This is a genomic window from Streptomyces sp. NBC_01341, from assembly GCF_035946055.1.
GTDB lineage: Bacteria > Actinomycetota > Actinomycetes > Streptomycetales > Streptomycetaceae > Streptomyces.
In genome coordinates this window covers 1,569,558-1,590,844 of record NZ_CP108364.1, presented here as the reverse complement: position 1 = coordinate 1,590,844, position 21,287 = coordinate 1,569,558, and the positions used below count along the sequence as shown (strand labels likewise).

Sequence of the window (21,287 nt, the reverse complement as noted above, 5' to 3'; positions counted from 1 at the left end):
GCCCGCCGGTCCTACGCCACGGCCGCCAGCGTGTCCGCCAGCCGTCGCCGGCCCGCACGCGCCGCCGGCAGCACCGTGAGACCGACCGCGCCCAGCAGGGTGGCCGCCCCGAAGAAGATCAGAAAGACCGCCGGCGGGCCCTGGGCGATACCGGCTCCGATTCCGCTCGACCGGCCCTGCGCGTCGATCAGCCAGCGGGCGAGCGGCGTGCCGAGCGTCGCAGCGGCAACGAAGGCCGCGAGAGTGGTGCAGCCCGTGGACGTCATAGTCACCGCGGTGATCTGGCGGGGGGAGAGTCCGATGGCTTTCCACGCCAGCAGGTCGCGCTCGCCCTCGCGGACGGTCCCGCCGATCGCCGTGAGCACCTCGACGAGTCCTATGAGGGCCAGTACGAGGATGAGTCCTGCCACGACGCCACGCAGCGGAGAGAGTTCGTCGGCGGGGTTGGCCGCGGCATGCACGTCCAGGCGGTCGTGCCCGGCGGCGGTCAGCCGGCGGGTCACGGCGCTCGGATCGGCGCCGGAGCGCAGGCGGACCTGGTACAGGGACGGTGCGAGATGCGGGTCGTTCTCGCGGAGCGTACTGAGCGAGGTGGAGATGACGCGGCCCGCGTTCTCCGGTTCGATACTGCGACCCACGATGTGCAGGATCTGGGGCCGGTCGCCGACGGTCATGCGGACCCAGTCGCCGACGTGCACGTTCAGCAGGTCGAGGAGACCCTGGCCGGCGACGGCTTCGTCGCTCGCGCGCGCGGGGCGGCCCTCGGCGAGGGCATAGGGGTAGGGGGAGCGGCGGGTGCCCAGGCCGCGCAGAGCGATCGTGGCCGTCTGCCCGGGGACGAGTGCGGCCACTTCGACGCCCGGATAGGCGGCAGCGACCTGCGGGTCGTGTTCCAACAGGGCGCGGACGTCCCGGTCGCCGAGTGCCTTGTGGGGGTGGACGGTCAGGGCGGCCGGTACACCGATGCCCTCGGGGTTGCTGTGGAAGCGGTCGAGGGTTGTCCAGGCGCTCACGGCCACGACGATCAGCAGCAACGGCAGCGTGAGTCGGGCGATGGTGGTGAGGGAACGCGCCGGGCGGCTGAGGGCGGTGTGCAGGCCCAGCACCAGAGGTGCCGGCACTTTGACCTCGAGGGCTCGCCGCAGCAGTGCCGGGAACCGTTTCGCCGCCCGGCTCCCGGCGGCCGCTCGCCGTTCGTGAAGCGTGCTGGTGACGGTCGGCCGGGCGGCGGGCACCGGGGGGACGCGTCCCGCTCGCCAGGCCGCGAGCGCGGTTGTCGCTGCGATGAACAGCACCACCCCCGCCGGGATGACGAACTGCGACATCGTGTGGCCGGGCAGGACCCGCCACATACGGACGGCGTCTCCCAGCCTGCCCGTGACCTGGCTGCCCAGTGCGTCCGTCACCGCGACCGCCCCGACCGCGCCGAGGAGGGCGTACGCGATGTGCTGCGAGAGGAAGACGCGGACGACCTGGCTGGGTGTGAAGCCGACTGCCTTCAGGACGGATATGTCGCGCAGGTGGCCGCGGATCCGGGTGGCTATCGCCCCGTGAACGGCCAGTGCGGCGGCTATGAGCGCGCCGAAACCGAACAGCCCCAGCACCTGGCCGAGGAGTCGGTTGTCGCCCTGGGCCTCGGCACGTGCCTGCCGCCAGGTGGAGACCTCGCCTATGGCGCCGACGCCGAGCGTGGTGACGGCACGCTGGACGGCGTAGTCCGTCTCGGCGGGGTTGATCAGGCGCAACCCGATGATCTGGCCGGTGGGGTGGGGCACGACGGAGGGGAGGGCCCAGACGAGACCGGGCTGCTCACCCGGGCGGTAGCGGGCCTCGGCGGTGTCGGCGATGCCAACGACCGTGACACTTCCGGTGCCGTCCGGCAGGGAGAGGGTGTCGCCGGGGTCGGCGAGCAGCGCACGGGCGAGGTGGCTCTCGAGGACCACGCCGTCGGGTGTCGTGGGGTCCAGCCAACGGCCGGCGGTGAGGAGGGGGCGGCCCACGGCAGGGGCCGAAGGCGTGGCGCGCAGTTCGACGCCGGCGCGGGTTCCGCGTGAGGTGAGGGTGGTCGCAGCGGTGGCGTAGGGGCCGGCAGCCGCCTCGACCCCGCCCATCTCCGTGAGCTTCGGCAGGTCGGTGGAACGTCCGGTGTGGATCCAGACGTGCGCGCCGTGTGTCTGGGAGAAGACGCGCTGCCAGGGGTTGGTGGCGTAGCCGAACAGCGCGGTGGCCAGCAGCAGGGACATGACGATGCCGGCGGTGGCGAGCACGAGGAAGAGCGCCTCTCCGCGGTGCGTGCGCAGATCGGCGTGTGCCCAGCGCAGGGTGGCGCGCATGAGATCTAGCCCTTTCGGCGGTTGTCGTACGTCAGCACGTCAGTCCTTGAGCTTCAGCACTCCGGACGTCCCCGGCCGGCGCGACGGGCTGGTGTCGAGTTCCGCGTCGTCGGCGATCCGGCCGTCGAAGAAGCTGATCACCCGGTCCGCGGCACTCGCGAGCCGGGCGTCATGGGTGACCAGCACGATCGTCTGTCCCCGCTGGTGGAACCGGGACAGCAGCCGCATCACCTCGCGTGTGCCTTTGCTGTCGAGGCTGCCGGCCGGTTCGTCGGCCAGCAACAGTGGCGGGTGATTCACCAGGGCCCGTGCCAGGGCGACTCGCTGCTGCTCACCGCCGGACAGTTCGCCCGGCATGCTGCGTTCCTTGCCCGCGATGCCCAGTTCGGTGAGGAGCAGGTCGCGTTCGGCGCGTGCCCGCTTGGGTGACACACCGGCGAGGAGGGCCGGCAGTTCCACGTTGTCGGCGACCGAGAGGTTGGAGACGAGGTTGAAGAACTGGAAGACGATCCCGATCCGCCTGCGACGTTCCACGGCCCAGCGGGTCTCCCGCCAGGTGTCCGTGCACTCGCCGTCCAGCCAGATCCTTCCGCTGTTCGGTTGCTGCAGTCCGCTGAGCAGATGCAGCAGTGTCGACTTGCCCGCCCCGGAGGGGCCGGTTATCGCCACGAACTCGCCCTGCCGCACGCACAGGTCGACACCGCGCACGGCGTGTGCCGGCCCGCTCTCCCCATGGTGTGTCCTGACCAGGCCCTCGGCGCGCAGCACCGGAGCGGGGGTGTCGCTCACTCCAGTTCCTCCAGCTCTTCCTGGCACCGTTCCAGCCAGTCCAGGTCGGCCTGAAGGTGCAGCATCGCACCCTCGATCAGGAGCTGTGCGATTCGGTTGTCCCGGTCCTCCACGGCAGCCAGCTTCGACAAGTTGCGCATGGAGTTGAGGTAGTGACGTCGCTGCCTGTTGATCAGAGAGATCTGATCGGCTATGCCGGTTTCCGAGGCGAGGGCCAACTTCATGAAGAACTCGTCCCGCACCCGCGGCTCGTCCTCGGACTTGTCGAACCAGGCGCGGAGCGCCTCCTGCCCAGATGCGGTCAGGCGGTAGACCTTCTTGTTGGGCCGGCTGGACTGTTCGATGTCCTCGCCCTCGATGAGTCCTTGCTTCTCGAGGCGACCGAGGGTCACGTAGATCTGGCCGACGTTCGGCTGAGGGTACGCGGAGCCCAGCAGTTGCTCAAGGCCCTGCTTCAGCTCGTAGCCGTGGGCGGGTCCTTGTGCCAGGAGCGCCAGGAGGGGCAGGCGCACTGTCGTGGTCCTCCTGTCCTCGTAAGATGTCCCTGGCTTCAGTATCGCCCATGCCTAACGGGTATACATGGCCGCCGTTCCGTGGCGACAATGCCGTCGCTGCCGGTGTTACAGGGAGGTACCGATGCGGTGGACCAGAGCCGCGAGCAGGTGCCTCCTTGCTCTCGGACTCGCGCTGACCGGGTGTGTCGCGCCGGATGCCGAGCACGACGGCGAAAGCCGGGGGCCGCTCACGCTGGCCACCGCCGGAGATCTCACCGGGTATCTCGGTTCCGTGCTGGAGGGGTGGAACCGTACCCACCCGAGGGAACGGGTGACGCTGGTCGAGCTGCCCGACTCCGCCGACGAGACGCATGCGCAGATGGTCACGGACCTGCGCGAGGCGGACCGCGGCCGGTTCGACGTGCTCAACATCGACGTCACCTGGACAGCTGAGTTCGCGGACGCGGGGTGGATACGCCCGCTGGATCCCGGTCGCTTCTCGCTCAAGGCCTTTCTGCGGCCCGTCGTGGACACCGCGACGTATGACGGGCGGCTGTACGCGGTGCCCTACGTCACCAACGCCGGACTGCTTCTGTATCGCAAGGATGTCCTCGACAAGGAGGGCCTCCCGCCGCCGCGGACCTGGGCGGAGCTGGAACGAGACGCGAAGACCATAGCGCCGAAGTACGGTCTGGAGGGTTATGCGGGCCAGTTCCTTCCCTACGAGGGCCTGACCGTGAACGCCGCCGAGGCGGTCTACTCGGCGGGTGGCACCATCCTCGGGGACGAGGGCGACAGGGTCACGGTGAACTCCGCGCCGGCCCGTGAGGGGATCGGCTTCCTCGCCCGTGGCGTCCGGGAAGGCTGGATTCCGAAGCCGGCTCTCTCCTACAAGGAAGAGGAGTCCAAGCAGGCGTTCCAGGATGGACGGCTGCTCTTCCTGCGCAACTGGTCCTACGCGTACGCCGTCGCGTCGGCCCCCGGCTCCCCTGTCGCGGGGAAGATCGGCGCCGTACGTCTGCCAGGCCCCGACGGGCCGGGTACCAGCGTGCTGGGCGGTTCCGACCTGGCCGTCAACACACATGCACGGCATCCTGATTCGGCGTCTCGCCTCATCGCGTACCTGACCAGTGAGACGGTTCAGCGCCAGGTGCTCACACGTGGCGCGCTGCCGCCCGTGCGGGCGGCTCTGTACGAGGATCCGGATCTGGTGAAGCGGTTCCCCTATCTGCCCACTCTGCGCTCGAGCGTGCTCTTTGCCGCGCCGCGGCCGAAGAGCCCGCGCTACGACCAGGTCAGTCTGGTGGTGCAGGCGGTGGTGCGTGACGCGATGACCGGGCACGAGACATCCGAGGCGGCAGTCGAACGTCTGGCGCGGGAGCTCGCTGCCATCCCCCACCGCTAGTTACCTGTTAAGTAACGCTCGAGCCTCGTGCCCTCTACTTGAGGCCGATTTATGCCCATAAAAAGGATGTCCTTCCTGCTATCTCTGTGATTTTCGTTGACATGCTGAGGACACCTCTACTTAACATGTATGCATAACAACGGGTCACGAGAGACAGGTAATGGGTTGAACATGCACGGTTGGTGGCGCGACGCGGTCATCTACCAGGTGTACGTCCGCAGCTTCCTCGACAGCACCGGCGACGGCATCGGCGATCTCGCCGGAGTCAAGGCCGGACTGCCTTACCTGAAGAAGCTGGGCGTGGACGGGATTTGGCTGAGCCCCTTCTACCCCTCGCCGCAGCACGACCACGGCTACGACGTGGCCGACTACTGCGACGTCGATCCGACCTTCGGCGACATCGCCGAATTCGACCAGCTGATGGCGGCCGCTCACCGGCTCGGCATCCGCGTCCTGCTCGACATCGTGCCCAACCACTGCTCCTCCGAGCACCCGTGGTTCAAGGCGGCGCTCGACGCAGAGCCCGGCAGCCCGGCCCGCGCCCGCTTCCACTTCGCCGACGGCCGAGGTCCGGGCGGCGACGAACCTCCCAACAACTGGCATGCCATGTTCGGCGGCCCGGCCTGGACGAGGATCACCGAGCGGGACGGGCGCCCCGGCCAGTGGTACCTCCACATGTTCACACCCGAGCAGCCCGACTGGAACTGGCGCAATCCCGAGATCGGCGCCGAGTTCGACCGCGTGCTCCGCTTCTGGCTGGACCGGGGCGTCGACGGCTTCCGGATCGACGTCGCCGCCGGCCTCTTCAAGCACCCCGAGCTGCCCGACTCCCCGGACCCCGAGGCCGACGCCCGCACCCGCGACTCGGTCAACCCTCTCGCCTGGAACCAGCCCGAGGTGCATGACGTCTGGCGGCACTGGAGGTCGATCTGCGAGGAGTATGCGGCCCGCGACGGCTCCGAACGCCTCCTCGTCGGCGAGGTCTCCGTTCCCTCCGCCCGCGAACACGCCCAGTACGTGCGCCCCGACGAACTCCACCAGGCCTTCTTCTTCGACCTCCTGAGCGCCCCGTGGGACGCGGACGCCTTCCGCAAGGTCATCGCGGAGGCCATGCAGGACATCGCCGGTACCGGCTCCACGGTCACCTGGGTCCTCAACAACCACGACCAGGTCCGCACCGTCACCCGCTACGGCGAACCCGCCACGGAGGGCAGCGGACTCGGCCCGGCCCGCGCCCGCGCCGCCGCACTGCTGATGCTCGCGCTGCCCGGAGCCGCCTACATCTACCAGGGCGAGGAACTGGGCCTGCCCGAGGTCGTGGACCTGCCCGACGATGTCCTCACCGACCCGATCTACCACCGGACCGGCAGTCGCGCCCGCATCCGCGACGGCTGCCGTGTGCCGCTGCCCTGGTCCGGACAGGCGTCTCCGTTCGGCTTCACCTCCGGAGCCGAAAGCGCCAAGCCATGGCTGCCGCAGCCCGAGTACTTCGCCGAGTACGCCACCGACCGCGCGCTCGCCGACACCCGCTCCTTCTGGCACCTGTACCGCGAAGGACTCCAGCTGCGCGCATCTCTGGCCCAGCTGCGCGAGGGAGCCCTCCTCTGGCTGGACACCCCGCCGGGAGTGCTCGCCTTCGCACGGGGCGACGGCCTCGTCTGCGCCGTCAACTTCGGTACGGCGCCCACCCCGGCGCCGGTCTCCGGCACCCCACTGCTCTCAAGCGGCCCTTGCCCGGCCGGAGTACTCCCAGGCTCGACTGCGGCCTGGTGGATCAACGACCTCTGACGCTTTCCGCGGCCAACCACCTCCTAAGGAACATCAATGATGATGCGACGACGTACCACCCTGCTCATGAGCTGCACCGCCCTCTCCCTCGCACTCGGCGCCACGGCCTGCGGTGGCAGCGACCCCGTCACCGCTGGTGGCGGAGACAAGGCACTCAGCGGCCAGACGGTCACCGTGGCCGGAGTCTGGTCGGGCACCGAGCAGAAGAACTTCCAGAAGGTGCTGGACGCGTTCAGTACGAAGACCGGCGCCAAGACCGCGTTCGTCTCCACCGGCGACAACGTCTCCACTGTCGTCGGCAGCAAGATCGAGGGTGGCAACGCCCCCGACGTCGTCATGGTCCCGCAGGTTGGCGTGCTCCAGCAGTTCGCCGAGCAGGGCTGGCTCACTGAGCTGTCGGCCGCCACCGAGAAGTCCGTCGACGCCGGCTACGCACCCGTCTGGAAGAACTACGGCAGCGTCGACGGCAGCCTCTACGGTCTCTACTTCAAGGCCGCCCACAAGTCGACGGTCTGGTACAGCCCCGACGCCTTCAGCCAGGCCGGCGTCAAGCCGCCCACCTCCTACGACGACATGCTCAAGGCCGGGCACACGATCTCCGACTCCGGCCTCGCTGCGTTCTCGGTCGGTGGCCAGGACGGCTGGACCCTCACCGACTGGTTCGAGAACATCTACCTCTCCCAGGCCGGCCCCGAGAAGTACGACGCCCTCGCCACCCACAAGCTGAAGTGGACAGACGCCTCGGTCGTCCGGGCGCTCACCACCCTCGGCAAGCTCTTCAAGGACAAGGAGCTGATCGCCGGTGGCCAGAAGGGAGCCCTCAACACCGACTTCCCGGGTTCGGTGGAGAAGGTGTTCGGGCCCGAGCCCGACGCCGGCATGGTCTACGAGGGCGACTTCGTCGCCGGTGTGGCCCGCGACCAGTTCGGCAGGACCATCGGCAAGGACGCCGACTTCTTCCCCTTCCCCGCCGTCGACGGTGGCAAGGCTCCGGTCGTCAGTGGCGGTGACGCCGCAGTGGTCCTCAAGGACGGCAAGAACGCCAAGGCCGGCATGAAGCTGCTCGAGTACCTGGCCACCCCGGAGGCGTCGGCCGTGTGGGCGAAGGCGGGGGGATACCTCTCCCCGAACAAGAACCTCCCTCTCGACTCCTACAGCGACGACGTCACCCGCGCCACCGCCAAGTCCCTGGTCGATGCGGCCGACTCCGTCCGCTTCGACATGTCCGACCAGGCCCCCGCGGCGTTCGGCGGCACCAAGGGGGCGGGGGAGTGGAAGCTGCTTCAGGACTTCCTGCGCGACCCCTCCGACCCCGCAGCCACCGCCTCGAAGCTGGAAGCCGCCGCCGTCAAGGCGTACAAGGGCTGACGCGACATGACCGTCACTCTGGTCAAAGAGACCACGAGCCCGCCGCCGGCCGCCGCCGGACGCACCCGCCGCTCCCGGCGGCGGGCCCGCCCGATCGCCCTCCTGTTCGTGCTCCCCGCACTGCTGCTGCTGGGCGCCCTCGTCGTCTACCCCGTGTTGTTCTCCGTCGGCCGCAGCTTCTTCGACGCCTCCGGCTCCGACTTCGTGGGCACCGACAACTACACGGAGATGTTCCGCGACCCGGCGACCTTCAAGGCCGTCCGGAACACGGCCATCTGGGTCGTGGCGGCCCCGACCCTGCTGACCGGTCTCGGCCTCGTCCTGGCCGTGCTGGTGGAGAAGGTCCGCTGGGCAACGGCGTTCAAGCTGCTGCTGTTCATGCCGATGGCCGTGTCATTCCTCGCCGCGGGCATCGTCTTCCGTCTCGCCTACGACGAGGACCCCTCCAAGGGCGTGCTCAACGCGGCCGTCGTCAGCGTGCACGACGCCTTCGAGGACTCCGCCGCCTACCCGACCGCCAGGGCCCGCGACGATCACGGGCTCACCGCGGGTCCGGACGGCTCCTACCGCACGAGCGAGCGCGTGCATCCCGGCGGGTCGGTGAACTTCGGGATGGTGGGCATCGCCCCGGGTGATGTGCCCGGGGCCGCGCGGCCCGCGTACGCGGCGGCCGACCACAGGGCCGCGGCCGACGAGGTCAGCGGGGTGGTGTACCTGGACTTCACCCCCGGCGGGGGAGGGGAGCAGGGCAAGGTCGACCGTAAGGAGAGCGGACTGCCGCAGATGCGCGTCGAAGCCGTCGATACCGACGGCAGGACAGCCGCGAGCACCACCACGGCCTCCGACGGCTCCTTCCGTCTCTCGGGCCTCGCGGCCGGCAGCTACACGGTGAAACTGCCCGCCTCGAACTTCGAGCAGCCCTACCAGGGTGTGTCGTGGCTGGGGCCGGCCCTGGTGACGCCGGCGATCATCGGTGCGTACCTGTGGATCTGGACCGGGTTCGCCATGGTCCTGATCGGGGCCGGGCTCGCGGCCCTGCCGCGGGACGCGTTGGAGGCGGCCCGGATGGACGGTGCCAACGAGTGGCAGATCTTCCGGCGCATCACGGTGCCGCTGCTGGCCCCCGTACTGACCGTTGTCTTCGTGACCCTGGTCATCAACGTGATGAAGGTGTTCGACCTCGTCTACATCATCGCACCGGGGCCGGTGCAGGAGGACGCGACTGTCCTCGCGACGCAGATGTGGCTGGTGTCGTTCGGCGGCGGCAACAACCAGGGCCTGGGCAGTGCGCTGGGCGTGCTCCTCCTGGTGCTGGTCGTCCCGGCCATGGTCTTCAACGTCCGCCGCTTCCGAAGGAGTCAGCGATGAACGCGATCCGGCGTGGGCTGGGCAACGGCCTTGTGCAGGCACTCCTCGTGGTGACGGGGCTGGTGTGGCTCACCCCGCTCGCGGGACTCCTGGTGTCGTCCCTGCGGTCGTCCCAGGACACGGCGAAGGGGGGCTGGTGGACGGTTTTCTCCAGCCCCGGCCAGCTCTCCTTCGACAACTACACGGCGCTGCTGAAGAACTCCGGCATGACGCAGTCGCTCTGGAACACGGTACTCATCTCGGTGCCGACGACCTTCCTGGTCGTGACCATCGCGGCGCTGGCGGGATACGCCTTCGCCTGGCTCGACTTCCCGGGCCGGGACAGCGTTTTCCTGGTCGTCGTGGCCCTCCTGGTGGTGCCGGTGCAGATCGGCCTGCTGCCGGTCGCCAAGCTCTTCGGGCAGCTGGGACTGTTCGGCACCATCCCCGGTGTGGTGCTGTTCCACGTGGCCTACGGCCTGCCGTTCGGAGTGTTTCTCCTGCGGAACTACTTCGCCGAGATGCCGAAGGAGATGCTGGAGGCAGCGCGGATGGACGGCGGCAGCGAGTGGCGGATCTTCGTCCAGCTGGTCCTGCCGGTGGGCCGGCCGGCCATCGCCAGTCTCGCCATCTTCCAGTTCCTCTGGGTGTGGAACGACATGCTGGTGGCCCTGCTGTTCGCGGACAGCTCCTCGCAGCCGCTGACCGTGCAGCTTCAGTCCCAGATACGTCAGTTCGGCAGCAACATCGACGTCCTCGCACCGGGCGCGTTCGTCTCCCTGGTTGTTCCGCTGGTGGTGTTCTTCGCCTTCCAACGGCACTTCGTTCAGGGTGTGATGGCGGGGTCGGTCAAGTAGGCCCAGCACACGGCATACGGACACGGCAGCCCGTGCGGCTGTCGTGTCCGTATGTCCTCGCAGCTCCGTAAGCATGCCCGGCACGGTCAGAGCGGGCGTCTCCCCGGTCGGACGCTCCAGCTCGTGCGATGTCGATGCGGCGATGAGATCGTCCACGGACATCGGCGAACCGTCGCTCCCTGCCTTCGCGCGACTACGCCCGGCCTCGAGGACGTGGTGGATTCATTTTGCAGACGGGAGCACCGCAGTCCGCCCGACATGGATGCACAGGGCACAAATTGACTAGTCAAGTACTGCTGGTGAAGGATTACCAGCGCCCCGTGGGAGTGCCACCGGGGCGAGGTGGCGCCGGCCACCTCTCCTCTCGGAAAGTCGGGAACCAATGATCAAGAGCGTGCGAGTGAAGGCTGCGCTGGTCGCCGCAACGGCTGCCGGAAGTCTCCTTACCTTCATACCCGTCGCCGGCGCAGCCCCCAACGCGGGGAACTGCACCAGTTACGGGGAGCCGGGAGTCATCCAGTTCTTCACCGGAGTGAACTACACCGGCAACTGCTACGAGGTATTCGCCGCGTACGGCACGGGAGGAGTCTCCGACTTCAAGAACGTTCCCAACGGAATGAACGACAGTATCTCGTCCCTCAGGAGCTGGGCTGACGGATCTCAGTACCGGGTCGGCTGGCTGTACAAGGACGCCTACCAGAGCGGATCAGTCTTGGAGTTCAAGGGCGGGGACTCGATCTCTGACCTGAAGGACCGCAACTTCAACGATGTCGCGTCGTCGTTCCACGTCGGCTGGTAGATCCCCAGGCATCGGGCGCCGCCGGCACGCGAGGGCACGCTGACGTAGGTGGTACATCCCCGTGCCGTGCGCGCTGCCGTCGTGGGAGCGGCACTTCCGATCCCGTGCCCCCCTTCGCTCGGAACCCTCGATGTGTGATGTCTCCGGGGCGTGTGCGGCAATGCCGAGCGGCGCAGTCGTTCGTGGCGTACCGGCCGGTGGGCCTGCCGGTTGGGTGGCTCTGGAGCCGCCCGGATACGCCGGACGCCCCGCACATGTGGGGCGTCCGGTGGCGCTCAGGCCGAGGAGGAAGGGCGGGCGGACGCCTGGGTCCGGGCAGTGGCCCGGCGGTGTCCCGAGCCCTCGAGCGGCAAGTCGCTTGACTGTGCACGTGCCCCTCGACGTTGCTGGCAGAGAAGTCCCAGAGATGCATGCCGTCGCACCTCCCGCCGGCCCGCTGAAGAGCAGGCCAGGCTGGGTGCGACGGCATCTTCGTGTCAGATGTCCCGGAAGATCTCGATCTGCGCCCCCACCGAGTTCAGCCGCTCCGCTAGCTCCTCGTAACCCCGGTTGATCACGTACACGTTGCGCAGGACCGACGTCCCCTCCGCCGCCATCATCGCCAGCAGCACCACCACCGCCGGCCGCAGCGCGGGCGGGCACATCATCTCGGCGGCGCGCCAGCGGGTCGGGCCCTCGACCAGGACGCGGTGCGGGTCCAGCAACTGGAGCCTTCCACCGAGGCGGTTGAGGTCGGTGAGGTAGATCGCGCGGTTGTCGTAGACCCAGTCGTGGATCAGGGTCTTGCCGTGCGCGGCCGCCGCGATGGCCGCGAAGAAGGGGACGTTGTCGATGTTCAGCCCCGGGAAGGGCATCGGGTGGATCTTGTCGATGGGCGCCTCCAGCTTGGAGGGCCGCACGGTCAGGTCCACCAGGCGGGTCCGGCCGTTGTCGGCGGCGTACTCGGGTGTCCGGTCGCAGTCGACGCCCATCTCCTCCAGGACCGCGAGCTCGATCTCCAGGAACTCGATCGGGACGCGACGGATCGTCAGCTCGGACTCCGTCACCACGGCGGCGGCGAGCAGGCTCATTGCCTCGACCGGGTCCTCGGAGGGGGAGTAGTCGACGTCCACGTCGATCTCCGGTACGCCGTGCACGGTGAGCGTCGTCGTGCCGACGCCCTCGACGCGCACCCCGAGCGCCTCAAGGAAGAAGCACAGGTCCTGGACCATGTAGTTGGAGGAGGCGTTACGGATGACGGTCGTGCCGTCGTGGCGGGCGGCGGCCAGCAGGGCGTTCTCGGTCACCGTGTCGCCGCGCTCGGTCAGGACGATGGGGCGGCCCGGACGGATCTGGCGGTCGACCTGTGCGTGGTACAGCCCGTCGGTGGCCGCGATCTCCAGGCCGAAGCGGCGCAGCGCGATCATGTGCGGCTCGATGGTCCGTGTGCCGAGGTCGCAGCCGCCGGCGTACGGCAGGGTGAAGCGGTCCATGCGGTGCAGGAGCGGGCCGAGGAACATGATGATGGAACGCGTCCGGCGCGCGGCGTCCGCGTCGATGGCCTCCAGCTCCAGTTCGGCGGGCGGCAGGATCTCGAGGTCGACGCCTTCGTTGATCCAGCGGGTGCGCACCCCGATGGAGTTGAGGACCTCCAGCAGGCGGAAGACCTCCTCGATGCGGGCCACCCGGCGCAGCACGGTGCGCCCCTTGTTGAGCAGGGAGCCGCAGAGCAGTGCGACGCAGGCGTTCTTGCTCGTCTTGACGTCGATGGCGCCGGAGAGCCGGCGTCCGCCGACCACCCGCAGATGCATGGGCCCGGAGTAGCCGAGGGACACGATCTCGCTGTCGAGAGCCTCACCGATGCGAGCGATCATCTCAAGGCTGATGTTCTGGTTGCCGCGCTCGATACGGTTGACTGCGCTCTGACTCGTGGCGAGCGCCTCGGCGAGCTGGGTCTGTGTCCAGCCGCGATGCTGACGGGCGTCACGGATGAGCTTGCCGATACGTGCGAGGTAGTCGTCTTCCATGTCCAGCACGCTATCTCACATATGAGATGAAGATCGTGCCGGGGGTGTGCGCGTCGCGTAACAACACCGTGCCGGGCCGCTGATGGGTGCCTGATACGAGGATCAGGCGCGCCCCGCGACCCGGCGTGTGATGTTCCGCCGATCGGGTGAGTCAGCTGCGACGGCTGCGCTTGGTCGTCTTGCGCCAGCCGAAGGGCCCGGGCAGGTCCATCGACGTGGTGCGCCTGCCGGTGCTGCTGTGGGTGCGCTTCGGGCCGTGCCGTCCACCGGTCGTGACGGACCACGAGCGACGGTTGATGTTCAGCCGGACGCCCGGCAGGATCTGAAAGCTCTTGCGGAATGTGAGCGGCATCTGCGCCTCCTCTGTCGGGAGTACGGGTATCCCGAAGCGGCCGGGTCATGCCTGCGACATCGCAGGGTCCCGTGCCTGCGCCCCGTCCATCCTGCGCCCCGTCCATCCTGCGCCCCGTCCATCCTGCGCCCCGTCCGTCCCGCGTCTCCGGCGCGGCGGCCGCACTGAGGGTGTGTCAGCCGGCCGGGTCCGGCCCCCGCAGGGCATTGGCCAGTGGCGCCACCACGCGCCATCCCGTCGCCTCGTACAGGGCGCGGCCCTCCGCCGTCGACGCCAGCAGGCCCACCGTCGCGCCCTTCTCGGTGGCCGCGTCGACAAGGGTGCGCATGATCACCCGGCCGAGCCCGCGTCGCCGGTGGGCGGGGTGGGTCTCGACCTTGTCGACGACGGCGGTGGCGCCGTCGATCGAGGTCTGGCCGCGCGCGGCGGTCGTGCCCTCGGGCGTGTGCACCCGTGCGTGGACGACGCCGGAGTCCGCCCAGGTGCGGAGCCGATAGCCGCCGGGGAGCGGGGGTGGGGTCCGGGCGGTTCCGGCGTGCAGCGCGGTGGACATCAGGAAGCCGGGTGCGCCGGGGAGGGACCAGCCCGGCGCGATCCAGGCGGCGAGCGACTCCGCCGGCACGAAGGCCTTCAGCCATATGCCTGGGCCGGTGGTGCTCCCGGTGAGCTCACGCACGGTCGCCTCGTCGGCGGTGGGCAGGACGTGGCTCATGACGTGCCCCGGCAGCCCGATGGGCACGGTGAAGCCCCAGGGCAGGGCGGCCGGTTCGACGGCGCCGCGTGAGAGGGCCCATCCGCGGACCCATGCCCGCACGGCCTCGGAGGTGTTGGTGAAGTGCACGGCGCCTTCCCGGGCGGTGTGGTCGTCATCTGTGTGTGCGTGCCGCACCGGGCGAGGTGGAGCGAAGCGCACGGTGATCGTTCGTCACGCTCGGGCGGCGCATGTCCGGCGACGCCGCGAGAACACGGCCCCGCCGGACTCCGGCGGGATCCGCCCGGCCTGGGGCGCGGCCGTGCGTCATCGCGGAGTGGCGCCGGACACGGACGCCCGGGCATGACCGCGCGGCGGCGATGTACTAGAGTTATCTCGACATCGAGATATCTGCCGAAGCGCACCGCAGCCGCCGCTCGGTAAGGGTTACCTAACTAATCCTTACCTTAGCGGATGGTGGGGGCCGCAGGCGGCGCCGGCCGCACATGAGGCGCGGCGCGGTTGAACGCGCACATTGAAGAAGGAGACTGTCGTGTCGGCGAACAGCTTCGACGCCCGCAGCGCGCTGCGCGTGGGCGACGAGTCGTACGAGATCTTCAAGCTGGACAAGGTCGAGGGCTCCGCGCGCCTCCCTTACAGCCTGAAGGTGCTGCTGGAGAACCTGCTCCGCACCGAGGACGGCGCGAACATCACCGCCGACCACATCCGGGCGCTGGGCGGATGGGACTCGCAGGCCCAGCCCAGCCAGGAGATCCAGTTCACGCCGGCCCGCGTGATCATGCAGGACTTCACGGGCGTCCCCTGTGTCGTGGACCTCGCCACCATGCGTGAGGCCGTCAAGGAGCTCGGCGGCGACCCGGCGAAGATCAATCCGCTGGCCCCGGCCGAGCTGGTCATCGACCACTCCGTCATCGCCGACAAGTTCGGCACCAACGACGCGTTCGCCCAGAACGTCGAGCTGGAGTACGGCCGCAACAAGGAGCGCTACCAGTTCCTGCGCTGGGGCCAGACCGCCTTCGACGAGTTCAAGGTCGTCCCCCCGGGCACCGGCATCGTCCACCAGGTCAACATCGAGCACCTGGCCCGCACGGTCATGGTCCGTAACGGCCAGGCGTACCCCGACACGCTCGTCGGCACCGACTCGCACACCACCATGGTCAACGGCCTCGGTGTGCTGGGCTGGGGCGTCGGCGGCATCGAGGCCGAGGCCGCGATGCTCGGCCAGCCGGTCTCCATGCTCATCCCGCGCGTCGTCGGCTTCAAGCTGACCGGCGAGCTCCCGGCCGGCACCACGGCCACCGACCTCGTGCTGACCATCACCGAGATGCTCCGCAAGCACGGCGTCGTCGGCAAGTTCGTCGAGTTCTACGGAGAGGGCGTCGCCGCCACCTCCCTCGCGAACCGCGCCACCATCGGCAACATGTCGCCGGAGTTCGGTTCCACCGCCGCGATCTTCCCGATCGACGACGAGACGCTGAAGTACCTGCGCCTGACCGGCCGCGACGCCCAGCAGGTCGCGCTCGTCGAGGCGTACGCCAAGGAGCAGGGCCTCTGGCTCGACCCGGCCGCCGAGCCCGACTTCTCCGAGAAGCTCGAACTCGACCTCTCCACGGTCGTCCCCTCCATCGCCGGACCGAAGCGCCCGCAGGACCGCATCGTCCTCGCGAACGCCAAGGCCCAGTTCGCCCAGGACGTCCGCAACTACGTCGCCGACGACGAGGAGGCGGGCAAGGAGTCCTTCCCGGCCTCCGACTCCCCGGCCGCCGCCAACGGCGTCCCGTCGAACCCGGTCACGGTCACGGCCCCCGACGGCACGACGTACGAGATCGACCACGGCGCCGTCACCGTCGCCGCGATCACCTCCTGCACCAACACCTCGAACCCGTACGTCATGGTCGCCGCGGCGCTCGTGGCGAAGAAGGCGGTCGAGAAGGGCCTGACCCGCAAGCCGTGGGTCAAGACCACCCTCGCCCCGGGTTCGAAGGTCGTCACCGACTACTTCGACAAGGCGGGTCTGACCCCGTACCTCGACAAGGTCGGCTTCAACCTCGTCGGTTACGGCTGCACCACCTGCATCGGCAACTCCGGCCCGCTGCCGGAAGAGGTCTCCAAGGCGGTCAACGACCACGACCTGGCCGTCACCTCGGTGCTCTCCGGCAACCGCAACTTCGAGGGCCGGATCAACCCCGACGTCAAGATGAACTACCTGGCGTCCCCGCCGCTGGTCGTCGCGTACGCCATCGCCGGCTCGATGAAGGTCGACATCACCAAGGACGCCCTCGGCGTCGACCAGGACGGCAAGCCCGTCTTCCTCCAGGACATCTGGCCCTCCGAGGCCGAGGTCAACGACGTCGTCGCCAACTCCATCGGCGAGGACATGTTCAACAAGTCCTACCAGGACGTCTTCGCGGGCGACGCCCAGTGGCAGGCGCTGTCGATCCCGACCGGCAACACCTTCGAGTGGGACTCCGAGTCCACCTACGTGCGCAAGCCCCCGTACTTCGAGGGCATGACGATGGAGACGACCCCGGTCGAGGACATCACCGGCGCCCGGGTGCTCGCCAAGCTGGGCGACTCGGTCACCACCGACCACATCTCCCCGGCCGGTGCGATCAAGGCCGACACCCCGGCCGGCAAGTACCTCACGGAGCACGGCATCGAGCGCCGTGACTTCAACTCCTACGGCTCGCGCCGTGGTAACCACGAGGTCATGATCCGCGGCACGTTCGCCAACATCCGCCTGCGCAACCAGATCGCGCCGGGCACCGAGGGCGGCTTCACCCGCGACTTCACCCAAGCTGACGGCCCCGTGTCGTTCATCTACGACGCCTCCCAGAACTACCAGGCCGCGGGCACCCCGCTCGTCATCCTGGCGGGCAAGGAGTACGGCTCCGGCTCGTCCCGCGACTGGGCGGCCAAGGGCACCGCGCTCCTGGGCGTCAAGGCCGTCATCGCCGAGTCCTACGAGCGCATCCACCGCTCGAACCTCATCGGCATGGGCGTCCTCCCGCTGCAGTTCCCGGAGGGCCACACCGCCGAGTCCCTCGGCCTCACGGGCGAGGAGAGCTTCTCCTTCACCGGTGTGACCGAGCTGAACGACGGCACCACGCCGCGCACGGTCAAGGTCACCACCGACACGGGTGTGGAGTTCGACGGCGTCGTCCGCATCGACACCCCCGGTGAGGCGGACTACTACCGCAACGGTGGCATCCTGCAGTACGTGCTCCGCAGCCTGATCCGCAAGTAGAGGCAGCGCGAAGTGAGCGAGGGCCGCACCCCCGGGGTGCGGCCCTTCGCCGTTAGGGTCGAAGGTCTGATGAAGAACAACCTCGCCTCTCCCGCCGCCAAAGCCGGGCACGAGTCCGTGCGGCGCCACAACCTGAGCCTCGTCCTGCGGACCGTGCGCGACGAGGGCGAGGTCACCCGGGCCAGGGTGGCGAGCCTCGTGGGGCTCACCCGGGCCGCCGTCTCCTCCCTCGTCGAGGAACTCCTCGCCCTGGACTGCCTCAGTGAGTCCGGCAAGACCTCCAGCGGCTCGGCCGGGCGCCCCGGGACCGTGCTGAAGCTCTCCCGCACCGGCCCCGCGGGACTCGGAGTGGAGATCAACATCGACTACGTGTCGGTGTGCGCGGTGGACCTGACCGGCACCGACCGGGTCCGCGTCACGGAGCACACCGATCACCGCAACGTCCCGCCCGCCGAGGCCCTGGCCCACGCCGCCCGGCTCACCAGCCGGGTCATCGCCTCGACCCGGGAGCAGGAACTGCGTGTGGTCGGCGTCGAGTTGGCGTTGCCCGGTCTGGTGTCCGGCGGAGTCGTCCGGCAGGCACCCAACCTGGGCTGGAGCAGGGTCGCGGCCGAGGGGATCTTCGGGCAGGCGCTCAGCGCGCTCCGCCCTGCCGGGAGGGCGCTCGCGGTCGGCTCCGACAACGAGGCGAACCTGGCGGCGCTGGCCGAGCTCTGGTTCGGCGGCCTCGACGGCGTACGCACCTTCCTCTATCTCACCGGTGAGATCGGGGTGGGCGGCGCGCTCGTCGTGAACGGCGAGATGCTGCGGGGCGCGCACGGCTTCGCGGGCGAGATCGGGCACGTCGTCGTCGACCCGGAGGGCCCGCTCTGCCGTTGCGGGGCGCACGGCTGCCTGGAGCAGTACGCGGGCAGGGCGGCCCTGCTGCGGACGGCGGGGATCGACCCCGCCACAGGGCTGCGGGGGATCGCCGAGCTGGAACAGCGGGCCGCGGCCGGGGAGCAGCGGGCCGTCACCGCGCTGCACGAGGCAGGGGACCGGCTGGGCGTGGTCCTGGCGGGCGCGGTCAACCTCTTCGACCCGGAGGCGGTCGTGCTGGGCGGGATCTACCGGAACCTGATGCCGTGGCTGGAAGGGCCGGCCGACGCCCAGCTCACCCGCCGGGTGGTCTCGGGCCGGTGGCACGAGAACGGCAGCCGCCTGCGGGCGTCCTCGGTCTCCGGCGACGCGGCGCGGGGCGCGGCGGCCCGGGTGGTGCAGGAGGTACTGGGCAATCCGGCGGCGTACGCGACGCGGTGACGGGCCGTCCGCGGGACCGTGACCGAACGACGCCACGCCGTTGCCGTCGATGACTTCGTGCCACGCACGCCACTCCTCCAGCCCGTTGCAGCAGCCGGGCAGGAACGCGACACCGGTATCGATTTCCCGCGTCTCCCGGCCGGACAGCGCGGTCGCGGTGACGGGGCCGGCACCTGTCCTGGAACGCCTACGGGGGCGTACACGCCGACCGCACGCGTACGCCCCCTGTGGGGAAAGAGGACTGATCAGGCCCGGTGGGCCGCGATCAGCTGCTGGTAGTAGCGGTAGCTGTCCTTCGGCGTGCGCTCCAGCGTGTCGTAGTCGACCCGGATGATCCCGAACCGCTTCGCGTAGCCCAGCGCCCACTCGAAGTTGTCCAGCAGCGACCACACGTAGTAGCCGCGTACGTCGACCCCGGCGTCCATGGCCGCCCGCAGCGCGGTCAGATGGGTGCGTAGGTACTCCACCCGGTCCGCGTCACGGACCGACCCGTCCGCCTCGACTTCGTCGAACTCCGCCGAGCCGTTCTCCGTGATGTGCACGGGCGGCAGGGCGTCTCCGTACGTCTGCTTCAGCGCGGTCAGCAGATCGGTGAAGGACTCCGGGACGACCGGCCAGCCCATGGCCGTCCTGCGGACGTCCGGGTACTGGCCCTCCGCGTAGCGGTTGTCCGTCGCCACCCGCAGTGCCGGGTCGGCCTCGCGGTGCGGGGCCGCGGCGACGACGATCGGCCGGTAGTAGTTGATGCCCAGGAAGTCCATCGGCTGGGAGATCAGCTCCAGGTCGCCCTCGCGGCGGAAGTCCTGGCCCGTGATCAGCTCGCCCCAGGTCTCCTCCTCGGTGGCCGGGTAACGGCCCGAGAGGAGCGGTTCGGTCCACACCAGGTTGTGCTGGGTGTCCGCCCGCACGACCGCGGCGAGGTCGGCGTCCGACTCCGTCGCCGGGACGTTGCGGTCCAGGTTGAGCGTGATGCCCGCCTCGCGGACACCCGCCGCGCGCAGCGCGTTCATCGCGTGCCCGTGCCCGACCAGCAGGTGGTGCGCGGCCGCGAGTGCCCCGCGGCCCTCCTTGGCGCCCGGTGCGTGCCGGCCCACCGAGTAGCCCAGGAACGCGCTGCACCAGGGCTCGTTGAGCGTGATCCACCGCGGCACCCGGTCGCCGAGGTGCTCGGCGACGATCGCCGTGTACTCGCCGAAGCGCTCCGCCGTCTCCCGCACCCGCCAGCCGCCCTTGTCCTCCAGGGCCTGCGGCAGGTCCCAGTGGTAGAGGGTGGCGGCCGGCTCGATGCCCGCCTCCAGGAGCGAGTCGACGAGCCGGGAGTAGAAGTCGAGCCCCTTGGGGTTCACGGCGCCGCTGCCCGTGGCCTGGATGCGGGACCAGGCGATCGAGAAGCGGTAGGACTCGACGCCCAGGTCACGCAGCAGCGCCACGTCCTCGGGGTAGCGGTGGTAGTGGTCGCAGGCCACGTCACCCGTGTCGCCGCCGTCCGTCCTGCCGGGCGTGTGGCTGTAGGTGTCCCAGATGGACGGGCCGCGGCCGTCTTCCTCCGCGGCGCCCTCGATCTGGTACGAGGCCGTGGCCGCGCCGAAGACGAATCCGGGCGGGAAGACCGGGAAGTCACTCATGGGAACCCTTACTTGACCGAGCCGCCGGTGATCCCGGCGGCGATGTACTTCTGGGACAGGACGAGGAGCACGGCAGCGGGGACCGCGGACAGCACGGACGCGGCCATGACCGAACCCCAGTCGCCGACGTGCGCCCCGATGTACTGGTAGATGCCCAGCGTGATCGGCTTGACGTCGTCCGTCGTGTTCAGCGTGAGCGCGAACATGAAGTCGCTCCACGCGTAGAGGAACGAGAACAGTCCGGCGGTGATGAGGGAGTTGCGGCTCATCGGCAGGACGACCTGGACGAACGTACGGATGCGGCCCGCGCCGTCGACCTCGGCCGCCTCGATGACCTCGCGCGGGATGGACACCATGAAGGAGCGCATCAGCACGATCGCGAAGGGGATGCCCAGCGAGGCGTCCGCGAGCATCAGGCCGAAGTAGGAGTTGACCAGGCCGAGGTCCACGTACGCGCTGTACAGGGCGTTCGCGATGACGATGCCCGGGACCATCTGCGTGATGAGCGTCCCGAAGACGATCGTCCGGCTGCCGCGCAGGTTGAACTGCGCCAGCCCGTACGCCGCCGGTGCGGAGATCACCAGACAGATGGCCACCGCTCCGAGCGCCACCGCCAGCGAGGTCAGCAGGTTGGTGCCCTGGTCCGTGATCGCCGAGGTGAAGCCGGAGAAGTCGACACCCGTCGGGACGGGGCCCACGTCGACCAGGCTCGCGTCCGGCTGCAGTGCCGTGTTGATCATCCAGTACAGCGGGAACAGCATGACCGCGAGGACGGCCAGGCCGAAGACGGTCGCACCCCAGCGGCGCTTCGGCCGGTGGACGGCGGCGGGAGCCGGGGCGGCGGGGATCTGGGTGGTGGTCGCCAT

At 69.4% G+C, this 21,287-nt stretch carries 16 protein-coding genes; 8 read left to right on the top strand and 8 right to left on the bottom strand.

The genetic code is table 11. The annotated features are described in order from the left end of the window. Window positions 1–11: 11 nt before the first annotated feature. The 3 genes from OG206_RS07035 to OG206_RS07025 are packed head-to-tail and all read right to left on the bottom strand — an operon-like array spanning window position 12 to window position 3,634. A complete protein-coding gene (locus OG206_RS07035; protein WP_327113367.1) occupies window positions 12–2,333 on the bottom strand; it encodes an ABC transporter permease in 2,322 nt (773 codons plus the stop codon). Between the two features lie 39 nt (window positions 2,334–2,372). Continuing rightward, window positions 2,373–3,122, bottom strand: a complete 750-nt coding sequence (locus OG206_RS07030) for an ABC transporter ATP-binding protein (RefSeq protein WP_327113365.1) — start codon at window positions 3,120–3,122, stop codon at window positions 2,373–2,375. Further along, on the bottom strand, window positions 3,119–3,634 hold the full coding sequence (locus tag OG206_RS07025; RefSeq protein WP_327113363.1) for a PadR family transcriptional regulator: 516 nt from the start codon (window positions 3,632–3,634) through the stop codon (window positions 3,119–3,121). Before OG206_RS07025 ends, OG206_RS07030 begins: the two co-directional genes overlap by 4 nt. Window positions 3,635–3,758: 124 nt before the next feature. On the opposite strand from OG206_RS07025, the gene OG206_RS07020 reads away from it, so the two are divergent. From OG206_RS07020 to OG206_RS06995, 6 genes are all read left to right on the top strand, one after another. Beyond that, on the top strand, window positions 3,759–5,021 hold the full coding sequence (locus tag OG206_RS07020; RefSeq protein WP_327113361.1) for an ABC transporter substrate-binding protein: 1,263 nt from the start codon (window positions 3,759–3,761) through the stop codon (window positions 5,019–5,021). Window positions 5,022–5,192: 171 nt separating this feature from the next. Then, entirely contained in the window at window positions 5,193–6,809 is a 1,617-nt protein-coding gene (locus OG206_RS07015; protein ID WP_327113359.1) for a glycoside hydrolase family 13 protein, read from the top strand. 39 nt (window positions 6,810–6,848) lie between these two features. Continuing rightward, entirely contained in the window at window positions 6,849–8,177 is a 1,329-nt protein-coding gene (locus OG206_RS07010) for an ABC transporter substrate-binding protein (RefSeq protein ID WP_327113357.1), read from the top strand. Between the two features lie 6 nt (window positions 8,178–8,183). Beyond that, on the top strand, window positions 8,184–9,545 hold the full coding sequence (locus OG206_RS07005; RefSeq protein ID WP_327113355.1) for an ABC transporter permease subunit: 1,362 nt from the start codon (window positions 8,184–8,186) through the stop codon (window positions 9,543–9,545). Continuing rightward, window positions 9,542–10,381: a carbohydrate ABC transporter permease gene (locus OG206_RS07000; RefSeq protein WP_327113353.1), complete on the top strand. Its 840-nt coding sequence runs from the start codon at window positions 9,542–9,544 to the stop codon at window positions 10,379–10,381. The genes OG206_RS07005 and OG206_RS07000 overlap by 4 nt, the downstream gene beginning before the upstream one ends. 382 nt (window positions 10,382–10,763) lie before the next feature. Then, window positions 10,764–11,180 (top strand): hypothetical protein, encoded by a 417-nt coding sequence (locus OG206_RS06995; RefSeq protein WP_327113351.1) that lies wholly within the window; start codon window positions 10,764–10,766, stop codon window positions 11,178–11,180. A gap of 476 nt (window positions 11,181–11,656) precedes the next feature. On the opposite strand, the gene OG206_RS06990 is transcribed toward OG206_RS06995, so the two are convergent. The 3 genes from OG206_RS06990 to OG206_RS06980 form a co-directional block, all read right to left on the bottom strand. Further along, window positions 11,657–13,186, bottom strand: a complete 1,530-nt coding sequence (locus OG206_RS06990) for a helix-turn-helix domain-containing protein (RefSeq protein WP_327113349.1) — start codon at window positions 13,184–13,186, stop codon at window positions 11,657–11,659. 151 nt (window positions 13,187–13,337) lie between these two features. Beyond that, window positions 13,338–13,538, bottom strand: a complete 201-nt coding sequence (locus OG206_RS06985; RefSeq protein ID WP_327113347.1) for a DUF4236 domain-containing protein — start codon at window positions 13,536–13,538, stop codon at window positions 13,338–13,340. Between the two features lie 175 nt (window positions 13,539–13,713). Then, window positions 13,714–14,379, bottom strand: a complete 666-nt coding sequence (locus tag OG206_RS06980; protein WP_327113345.1) for a GNAT family N-acetyltransferase — start codon at window positions 14,377–14,379, stop codon at window positions 13,714–13,716. Window positions 14,380–14,782: 403 nt separating this feature from the next. On the opposite strand from OG206_RS06980, the gene acnA reads away from it, so the two are divergent. Then, on the top strand, window positions 14,783–17,497 hold the full coding sequence (gene acnA / locus OG206_RS06975) for an aconitate hydratase AcnA (protein WP_327113343.1): 2,715 nt from the start codon (window positions 14,783–14,785) through the stop codon (window positions 17,495–17,497). A 69-nt stretch (window positions 17,498–17,566) separates the two neighbouring features. Next, the gene (locus tag OG206_RS06970; protein ID WP_327113341.1) at window positions 17,567–18,796 is read left to right on the top strand and encodes an ROK family protein; all 1,230 of its coding nucleotides are present in this window, start codon (window positions 17,567–17,569) and stop codon (window positions 18,794–18,796) included. A 245-nt stretch (window positions 18,797–19,041) separates the two neighbouring features. Here OG206_RS06970 and OG206_RS06965 read toward each other — a convergent pair whose 3' ends face one another. Both OG206_RS06965 and OG206_RS06960 read right to left on the bottom strand, forming a co-directional pair. Beyond that, window positions 19,042–20,421 (bottom strand): GH1 family beta-glucosidase, encoded by a 1,380-nt coding sequence (locus tag OG206_RS06965; RefSeq protein WP_327113339.1) that lies wholly within the window; start codon window positions 20,419–20,421, stop codon window positions 19,042–19,044. Window positions 20,422–20,429: 8 nt separating this feature from the next. Next, on the bottom strand, window positions 20,430–21,287 hold the full coding sequence (locus OG206_RS06960) for a carbohydrate ABC transporter permease (RefSeq protein WP_327113337.1): 858 nt from the start codon (window positions 21,285–21,287) through the stop codon (window positions 20,430–20,432).

Coding starts and splice junctions, on each gene's coding strand:
- OG206_RS07015 (WP_327113359.1), top strand. CDS start 5,193: ATGCACGGTTGGTGGCGCGACGCGGTCATCTACCAGGTGTACGTCCGC.
- OG206_RS06960 (WP_327113337.1), bottom strand. CDS start 21,287: ATGGCGACCACCACCCAGATCCCCGCCGCCCCGGCTCCCGCCGCCGTC.
- OG206_RS07005 (WP_327113355.1), top strand. CDS start 8,184: ATGACCGTCACTCTGGTCAAAGAGACCACGAGCCCGCCGCCGGCCGCC.
- OG206_RS06990 (WP_327113349.1), bottom strand. CDS start 13,186: ATGGAAGACGACTACCTCGCACGTATCGGCAAGCTCATCCGTGACGCC.
- OG206_RS07010 (WP_327113357.1), top strand. CDS start 6,849: ATGATGCGACGACGTACCACCCTGCTCATGAGCTGCACCGCCCTCTCC.
- OG206_RS06970 (WP_327113341.1), top strand. CDS start 17,567: ATGAAGAACAACCTCGCCTCTCCCGCCGCCAAAGCCGGGCACGAGTCC.
- OG206_RS06995 (WP_327113351.1), top strand. CDS start 10,764: ATGATCAAGAGCGTGCGAGTGAAGGCTGCGCTGGTCGCCGCAACGGCT.
- OG206_RS07035 (WP_327113367.1), bottom strand. CDS start 2,333: ATGCGCGCCACCCTGCGCTGGGCACACGCCGATCTGCGCACGCACCGC.
- OG206_RS07020 (WP_327113361.1), top strand. CDS start 3,759: ATGCGGTGGACCAGAGCCGCGAGCAGGTGCCTCCTTGCTCTCGGACTC.
- OG206_RS06965 (WP_327113339.1), bottom strand. CDS start 20,421: ATGAGTGACTTCCCGGTCTTCCCGCCCGGATTCGTCTTCGGCGCGGCC.
- OG206_RS06985 (WP_327113347.1), bottom strand. CDS start 13,538: ATGCCGCTCACATTCCGCAAGAGCTTTCAGATCCTGCCGGGCGTCCGG.
- OG206_RS07000 (WP_327113353.1), top strand. CDS start 9,542: ATGAACGCGATCCGGCGTGGGCTGGGCAACGGCCTTGTGCAGGCACTC.